General features: G+C 67.9%; 6 protein-coding genes. All 6 read right to left on the reverse strand.

What is annotated here, in order from left to right:
• Positions 1–7: 7 nt before the first annotated feature.
• Positions 8–538: a CDP-alcohol phosphatidyltransferase family protein gene (locus AC07WJ_RS31785; protein WP_494938726.1), complete on the reverse strand. Its 531-nt coding sequence runs from the start codon at positions 536–538 to the stop codon at positions 8–10.
• Between the two features lie 394 nt (positions 539–932).
• On the reverse strand, positions 933–1805 hold the full coding sequence (locus AC07WJ_RS31790) for an alpha/beta fold hydrolase (protein ID WP_494938727.1): 873 nt from the start codon (positions 1803–1805) through the stop codon (positions 933–935).
• 4 nt (positions 1806–1809) lie between these two features.
• Positions 1810–3585 (reverse strand): aspartate--tRNA ligase, encoded by a 1776-nt coding sequence (aspS, locus tag AC07WJ_RS31795; RefSeq protein WP_494938728.1) that lies wholly within the window; start codon positions 3583–3585, stop codon positions 1810–1812.
• A gap of 163 nt (positions 3586–3748) precedes the next feature.
• Positions 3749–4381 carry a hypothetical protein gene (locus tag AC07WJ_RS31800; protein WP_494938729.1) on the reverse strand — a complete coding sequence of 211 codons (633 nt, stop codon included), beginning with the start codon at positions 4379–4381 and terminating at the stop codon, positions 3749–3751.
• A gap of 10 nt (positions 4382–4391) precedes the next feature.
• Entirely contained in the window at positions 4392–7265 is a 2874-nt protein-coding gene (locus AC07WJ_RS31805) for an OmpA family protein (RefSeq protein ID WP_494938730.1), read from the reverse strand.
• A gap of 263 nt (positions 7266–7528) precedes the next feature.
• Positions 7529–8908: porin (locus AC07WJ_RS31810; RefSeq protein WP_494938731.1), on the reverse strand; the 1380-nt coding region annotated here is incomplete at its 5' end.

Raw genomic sequence — 8908 nt, forward strand, 5'->3', positions numbered from 1 at the left:
TCGAGCGTCACGTCGACATATGCCGCACCCACGCCACCAGATAGGCGCCGGCGGAAGCCAGTGTCAGCACCGCGACGGTCCACATCACCAGGGCGATGGCCAGGCCGAGGTCGAGGCCGAGGCCCTGGGCGGCCAGCACCAGCGCGGCGAACACGATCTGCGCCACGGTATTCGCCTTCGAGACGAGCAAGGGCTGGATCGCCAGGGGCTTGTCGAGCAGGGTCGACAACAGCACGCCGCCGACGATCATGAAATCGCGCGACACCACCAGGATGACCACCCAGGGTGGGATGAAACCGAAAATGGCGAGCGACACATAGATCGACACGATCAGCGTCTTGTCGGCCACCGGATCGAGATAGGCGCCGAGCTCGGTCTGCTGGTTGAAATGCTTGGCGATATAGCCATCGACCGCGTCGGTAATGCCGGCGAAGACGAAAATGCCGAGCGCAACCCCCATCTGGCCTTGGGAAATGGCCCAAACCACGACCGGGACGAGCAGGATCCGCAGGATGGTAAGGAGATTGGGAATGCTCACGGTCGCGATATCGATCCTGCCCTCGGGACGGGGACACTAAGGCCGCGACAACGGCTTGCCAAGACTGCCAAAATGCCGATCGGGCCTTTTCGCCTGCGCGATCGCTATGCGCTCTACGTCACCCCCGGGCCGAGCCCGAGCAAAGCAATCGCGTTGCCTTGGAGATGAAGGCGTACGGCCGCACAGTGATTATGACGGGTTGATCTTGGTGCGAACAAGTCGTGGGTGCCCGGGACAAGCCCGGGCAAGACGATGTGTAAGCCCTAAATTATACTTGGATATCGGCAAGCGCCTGCGCCCACCGATCCAGTGTGTTGCCCTCAACGGCCCTTCTCGTCTTGGCCGGACTCGTGCCGGCCATCCACGACTTCGGCCCAATGGGCTCAGACGGCCGTCAGGCCGCGTCGCAACGGGCCGCGAAGGCGGCGATGCGATCGATCGACGGCTGGTCGGTCAGCAGCGGCGCATGGCCCTGACCGGCAGCCTCGAGAACGTCGAGATCCGGCCGCCGCGCCACCATCGCCGTCACCGTTTCCGCCGAGAGAATGTCGGAATGCTCGCCGCGGATCACCATGGTGGGCACATTGGCAAGGCCGTCGAATTGCGGCCAAAGCGTCGGCAAGGCCGTATCGAAGTTCAGTGTCTCCATCGGCTTGGTCAGGGCCGGGTCGAAAGCCGGGGTGAGCTTGCCGTCCCTGGTCACCCACATGGCCTCGGCCTGGCGATACCAGTCGGCATCGTCGAGGGCCGGAAACTTGGCGCTGCCGATGCTTTTCAGCAGGGCCACGGCCTGGTCGAGATCCCGCGGCTCCGGCAATTTGCCGAGATAGCTCTTGATCCGGGCAAGACCGGTGCCGTCGACGACCGGGCCGATATCGTTGAGGATGGCCCCGCCGATCAGCCCGGGCCGGGCCGCCGACATCAGCATGGTCAACAGACCGCCACGCGAGGTGCCGAGGAAGATCGCCCTCTCGATGCCGAGCACGGTGGTGACCGCGAGCACGTCGTTGAGTTCGACCGGCAGTGCGTAGTTCTGCCAGTTCGGATCCCAGTCGGAGCGGCCACGGCCGCGATAGTCCGGCGCGATCACCTGGCGTGTCGCCGACATCCGGCCGGCGAGCACGTCGAAATCGGCCGCATTGCGCGACAGTCCGGCGAGGCAGATCAGCGGCAGATGGCCCGGCTTCGGCGCGCCATAGACCCGCACATGCAGCTTCAGGCCATCGGTCGCGCCGACGAACCGGCTCTCATAGCCCGCCTCGCCCATCGCCTCAGGCCTTCGGATCGATGGCGAGCCGGATCGACAACTCGCGCAACTGCCGTGGCGTCACCTCCGACGGCGCGCCCATCAGCAGGTCCTCGGCACGCTGGTTCATCGGGAACAGCGAGATTTCGCGCAGGTTGGTCACGCCGCAAATGAGCATGACGATGCGATCGACACCGGCCGCCATGCCGCCATGCGGCGGCGCGCCGTACTGGAAGGCACGATACATGCCGCCGAAGCGCTCGATCACCGTCTCCTCGCCGTAACCGGCGATCTCGAAAGCCTTCACCATGGCCTTGGGGCGATGGTTGCGGATGCCGCCCGAGGCGATCTCGTAGCCGTTGCAGGTGATGTCGTACTGGAACGCCTTGATGGTCAGCGGATCCTGGCCCTCGAGCGCCTCCAGCCCGCCTTGCGGCATGGAGAAGGGATTGTGCGAGAAGTCGACCTTCTTCTCTTCCTCGTTCCACTCATACATCGGGAAGTCGACGATCCAGGCGAGCTCGAACCGGTCCTTGTCGATGAGGTTCAATTCCTCGCCGACCTTGGTGCGGGCAAGGCCCGAGAACTTGACGAACTTGGCGGGATCGCCGGCGACGAAGAAGGCCGCGTCGCCCTCTTTCAGCCCGAGCGCGTCGCGGATCGCGGCGGTGCGCTCCGGTCCGATATTGTTGGCGATCGGGCCGGCGCCCTCGCCGCCTTCGCGCCACATGATGTAGCCGAGGCCCGGCTGCCCCTCGCTCTGCGCCCAGGAATTCATCCGGTCGCAGAAAGCGCGCGATCCGCCGCCGGGCGCGGGAATCGCCCAGACCTCGTTCTTGGCGTCTTCGAGCATGCGCGCGAAGACCTTGAAGCTGGAGCCGCGGAAATGCTCGGAGACATCCTGCATGACCAAGGGGTTGCGCAGGTCGGGCTTGTCGGAGCCGTATTTGCGCATCGATTCCGCGTAAGGGATGCGCGGGAAGGCCTGGGTGACGGGCTTGCCCTCGGCGAAATCCTCGAACACGCCGCGGATCACCGGCTCGACGGCGGCGAAGACGTCGTCCTGGGTCACGAAGCTCATTTCGAGATCGAGCTGGTAGAACTCGCCGGGCAGCCGGTCGGCGCGCGGGTCTTCGTCGCGGAAACACGGCGCGATCTGGAAATAGCGGTCGAAGCCCGACATCATCAAGAGCTGCTTGTACTGCTGCGGCGCCTGCGGCAGCGCATAGAACTTGCCGGGATGGATGCGGCTCGGCACCAGGAAGTCGCGCGCGCCCTCGGGGCTGGAGGCGGTCAGGATCGGCGTCTGGAACTCGAAGAAGCCGCCGTCCTTCATGCGCCGGCGGATCGAATCGACCACCTGGCCGCGCGTCATGATGTTCTTGTGCAGCTTCTCGCGGCGCAGATCGAGGAAGCGGTATTTCAACCGGGTCTCTTCCGGATAGTCCTGGTCGCCGAACACCTGCAGTGGCAGCTCGGCCGCCGGCCCCAGCACCTCGATCTCGGTGATGAAGACCTCGACCTCGCCGGTCGGGATCTTGGCGTTCTTCAGGCTTTCGTCGCGCCCCTTCACTTTGCCGTCGATGCGGATGACCCATTCGGCGCGGCACTGTTCGAGCGCCTTGAAGGCCGGGCTGTCCGGATCGGCCAGGCACTGTGTGATGCCGTAATGGTCGCGCAGGTCGACGAACAGGATGCCCCCGTGGTCGCGGATGCGATGACACCAGCCCGAGAGACGGACCGTCTCGCCGGCATCGGTGGAGCGCAATTGGCCGCAGGTGTGAGAGCGGTAGCGATGCATGGAAGGCCTCGGCAAACGGAACGGCGGCGCGAACGCGCGCGAAAGATCGTGCGTCCGTTTAGCGGAAGCGCGCGTCCGCTTCAAACGGAACCGACACGAAACCGTCGCGCGCCGCCCTGGCCGGACCCGATAAAGCGCCCCTGCCCGCGCGAATCGCGATCCCTCAGGCCTTCGGCTTGCCCCGCGGCTTGCGGGACCTGGCCTCCGGGGGCACGGCCAAGGGTTGCGTGGCCCGCCGCGGCCGCGATGCTTTCTTCGGTGCCGGTTCCGGCGGTTCGCCCACCGGCGGCTTCGCCGCGCGCGGCTTTTTGGCCTTCGGCCTGGCCGGTCCAACTGGTCCAGGCATCTGGTCCGACCGCTCCGCCCGCGACGGCCCCGCTTCGGCCATCACCGGCAGCGGCACGTCGGCCGGACCCGCCGGAGGCGTGGGCACCTCCACGTCGGCCGATAGGACCGTCACGGCGACGGCCGCCGGTGGCTGTTCGACGCCACTGGCCGCCGGTGCGCCGAGCCGGCGCAACAGGGCGCCGATGCCACAGCCGAGCAGATAGGCAACCGTCATGGCCAGCGCCATGTCGAGCCAAAGGCCGTGACGGCCTCGGAACCATTGCAGCGCGGCCGCGGCCATGCCAGCCGCCAGCACGGCGGCGAGCGCCCAGGCCAGGAGATCGGCCGCGAGGCCGGCGCTCGCTGTTTCACCCTGGCGCGGCGGCCGGCCGGTCGCCGCCCCGACCACGACACCGAGCACGATCGCGGCGACGACCCAGGGCCAGAGCGTGCTCACCAGATAAGCCATCGATCTCCCCTCACGGCTTCACGACAAGGTCGATGCGCCGGTTCTTCAGCTTGTTCGCCGTCGTATCGTTCGGCACCAGCGGGCGGGTCTGGCCGAAGCCTTCCGCGGTCAGCCGCGCGGCGGCGACGCCACGCCGGATCAGGTATTTGACCACCGACAGCGCCCGCGCCTGCGACAGGTCGAGATTGCGCGCCGCCGCGCCGCTATCGTCGGTATGGCCCTCGACCGTGAAGGCGATCTGGGGGCATTGCTGCAGGATGCGGGCGAGCCGGTTCAGGACGACCAGGCCTTCCGGCCTGATGGCGTCGCTGTCGGTGCGGAACGCGATCGTGCTCGCCGCCAGCACCTGGCGGATTTCGGCCACGCAGGGCACCGTGGATGCCGGTTGAACTCCGCCCGCCACCGACGTGGCCTGAGCCGTCAGCTCGTGACGCGCGACGAAACCCTCCGGCCCGGTCGGCGTCAACAAGCCGCGGATGTCATTGGCGACGGCCTCCGACGGCGCGCGACCGCTGACACGCAGGGTTCGGTCGAGAATCGACGCCCGGCCCTCGGCGAGGCGCGCGACCTGCGCCATCGAAAACAGCGCGACCGCCTCGAACCCGGTGGGCGCGCCGGCCGCGAGTTCCTGACTGTCACGCACGGCAAGCGGCGCGAAAATCCGCTCGGCCGCCGTGCGATTGGCCTGGCGCAGCGCGTTGGTGGGCACGAAGCCCTGCAGCAGGATGCCGGCCTCGGTCTTCTGGACGAACCAGGGATAGGGCGAGACCAGCGGCGGCCGGATATCGGCGCTGGCGAGCCGGCCGCCATTCGGAAACGGCTCGGCGCGCACCGCCTGGTTGGCGGCGACATAACCCGGCCGGTCGATGGCGTCGCCCTCGATGGTGAAGGCCTGATCCTGGTAGCGGGCGCTGCCTTGCCTGAGGCGCGCGACCTGCATCAGCGCGAAACGGCCGGCGGCCACCCAGTCCATGTCGGTGGGCTGGCCCTGGGCGACCTTGACCTTGTCGGTCACGGCAATGCCGGGCAGCGTCGCCTTGGCGGTGTCGATCAGCGCGGCCTTGTCCGCTTCGGATGCGGCAAAGCCGTCGACAACCACCCCCTGGACGGTGCGCACGATCGACAGCGAGAACGGCCGGGCGACCAGGATGGTGGGCACCACCTCGTTCTGAATGATCCGGGCCGTCGGTGGCAGCCCCTGCGGACCGGTGGCGGCGCTGGCGATATCAGCGGCGCCGACCGTTTCCCGGCCGGTACCGGCAATCGCGAAATTGCCGTCGGAAAGCGACACGGATCCGGTCTTCAGCCGCTGCAGCTGGCCAAGCCCGAACAGGGCCGCGGCGGCAAAATCGGCCGGCGCGCCCTCGGCGATCCGCATGCGATCGACCACCCTGACATTGGCCGCGACGGCGCGGGCGCGCGCCAGCACCTGGTCGCGAACGCCCTGCGATGGCGCATAACCTTCGAGCGTCACTTCGGCGCCGTCGAACACCGCGGACCAGATGAAGGGCCGAACCGTCGGCGGCATGACATCGATCCGTGCGACCGTCAGCCCGGCCGGTGGCTGCTTGAGCGATGCGAGGACCGCGTCGAGGACCGCGAAATTGCCGGCGCGCCCCTGCAGGGTCAGCGTGGTGTCGGCGAGCAATGCGGATGCCGGGTCGAGTTTCGCCGCCTGCCCGGCGACATAGGCCGCGATCGGCTGAAAGGCGGCGGGTGCCCCGAGCCCGATCTGGCTCCGGTCGGCAATCGTCAATGTCGGCGCCGCCGCCCTGACCGCCGCCAGCACATCCGAGCGGGCATTCTCATCCGGCACGAAGCCGCCGATGGCGATGGTGTCACCTTGTCGGACCACCGAGAAGCGATAGGGCGCGATGATGGGCGCGGTGATCGTCGCCGTCGCCGAGGCCAGCACGGCCGGCAGGCCGCTGCGCACCGCCCGGTTCACCGCCGTGTAGGTGGCTCCGTCGGGCGCGGCGCCGCGCAGCGTCAGCACCCCGTCGCGCAAGCTGACCCTGCCGGAGCTCAGCCGACCGAGCTGGGCAAGCGCAAAACCGGTCATCGCCTCGTAGCCGGCGGGCGCCCCCTCGGCCAGCGTCATCCGGTCGGTGATGGCGGCCTCCGGCATGGCTTGCCGCGCCTGAGCCAGCAGCGCTGCCCGAACGACTTCGCTCGGGACATGGCCGGAGAGGCCGAGCCCCACCGCGTCGCGCGCCGCCTCGAACAGATAGGGTGATGCCCGGGGCGGCCGGATGGCGATATCGGCGGCCACAAATCCGGGCGGCGGCGCGGCCATGGCCTGCTCCACCGACGCAATGATTTCCGCTGCGTTCGCAGTGCCTTGCAACGACATCTTCAGATCGGACAGGGTGGCGCTTCCCTGATCGAGCCGCGCCAGTTGACGCAACAGCATGGCGCAGGCTTCGGCGAAGCCGTCGGGCGCGCCGCGGGCGAGTTCCAGCCGGTCGATCACCTCGCCGCCCTGTGAAACCTGGCGCGCCCGGCCGACGACCTGGACGCGCGCCGCTTCGCTCGGCACCACACCGGTCAAGGTGATGGTTCCCCCAGCCTTGGCCGCACTCCACAGATAAGGCCGGCGCAGGGCGATGATGCTGGTCGCATTGTCGACCAATCGGGAGCCCGCGACCTGTCCGGCTGCCGCGACGGCCTGGGCCTGCGCGTCCGGGCTCGGCGCCTGGCCGGTCAGCCGGATGTCGCGGCCAAGGGTCTCGACCTTGGCCCAGTCGAAACCCTGACCGGCCAATTGACCGCTGACGCGCTTGGCGATGTCGGCGGTGACCGGTGTCTCCGCGAAGCTTACGGCCAGGACGATGAGCAGCACCAGCGGCGGCAGACCCCAAACCCAACGCTTCGGCCGAAACATGTCCCGATCCCTTCTCGCCCAAACCAGCGCCGCCGCGCGCCGTGGCGAGACTTGCGGGCGCGAGTGTCTGCGACGGCGGCGGTGAACCGCAACCCCCAGCGGGGGCGGGCCACAGCTTTCCTCGCATGGCGAGGTTTCCTCGCATGACGTCCCGGCGCAATTGCGGCCAGGACCATGGGCGGCGCGCGGTCGAGCCCATCACGACAAAAAAGAACCCCGGCGGTTGCCCGCCGGGGTCTTTAACTCAGGATCTGAAAGTCAGATCAGAAGTTGCGCTGAACGCGCAGGGTACCAACCCAGGCGCCTTCCTGACCGCGCGGCAGACCGCCGCCCGAGATGGCGGGAACGCCGCCAGCCTGGGTGCGCGACTGGATGTTGTGATAGACAACTTCCAGGCCGAGGTCGAGGTTACGAACCGGCGACCAGATCGTGTTCACACCGACATTCCAGTACTTGATGTCGTTGAGGGTCGACAGGAACGGCTGGTCGATGTTGGTGTAGGCACCGAACAGCGACGAACGCAGAGCCGGGGTCCAGAAGTGACGGAAGCCGGCGGCGATCGACCAGGCCTTGGTGGTCTGGATCGTGCCCGAGCTGGTCGGGCCGATGCCGATGACGGCACCGTCGCGCAGCTGGGTGTTCAGGGCGTTCACGCCCGACAGGTTGGCGGCGCCAGAGATCGTCTGACGATCACCGCCCTGGTTGGCCGTGCCGAAAGCGTAGTCGAGAGCGCCGTCAGCGTAGACTGCCTGCAACCAGAGCACGTCGCCGCGGGCGAGCATGTCGAGGTTCAGGCGGACACCGGCACCGATGGCCCAGCCGAGCTTGTCGCCGGCATTGCCGGTCGGCGTGGTACCAGCACCGCCGACACCCGTCGCGGCACCGAAGTTCGAGCCGTAATCGGTCAGCTGGTGCAGAGCACCCATCAACTGAGCCGAACCCCAGCCCTGATCGACGCGCAGGTTGGCGACGATGTCGGGCAGCTTCTGGGCGCCGTAGGTCAGGCCGCCAACGCCCGAGAACGGACGCATGAACGCGACGTTGGAGACCGCCGGAGCAACCGGCGCGCCGCCGACCTGGGCGAACACGTCACCGGTCGAGTAGCGGCGGTACATGTTGTCTTCAACCGACAACGTGGCCGAGAAGCCCTGACCGAACGAAGCGGTATAGGCCAGCACGGTGGTCGAACGAGCGGTCGCGGCGAAGTTGCCGGAGAGCTGCACGTCGCCCTGGTAGAAGTTGAAGAACGAGGCCGAGAAGCCGAAGGTGAAGCCGGCGAACTGGATGAAGGCACGCTCGACGTTGATGGCGGAAGCGCGCGGCGACTGGCCGGCACCCGAGTTGGACAGGCCCTGCGACGAGAAGGCGCCGTCGAACTGACCGCGATAGGCCGAGAACTGGCCGAAGGCGCGGAGCAGACCGTATTCGGTGTTGGAGCGAGCGTCCAGGTTCAGCGTCAGACGAGCCGAGGTGGCGTAGATCTGATCGAAGTAGGACGTGCCGACGGCCACCTGGCCGGGGACGGCGGTGCTGCCGGTGGCGCGGCTGCCCGGGCTGGTCGTGGCCGTGTAGTCGACGCGCACGAAGCCGCCGATGCGCAGGCAGGTGTCGGTGCCGGGGATGAAGAAGAAGCCCGCGCCGTA

This window comes from Phreatobacter sp. GW821-FHT04C01 (assembly GCF_059420385.1).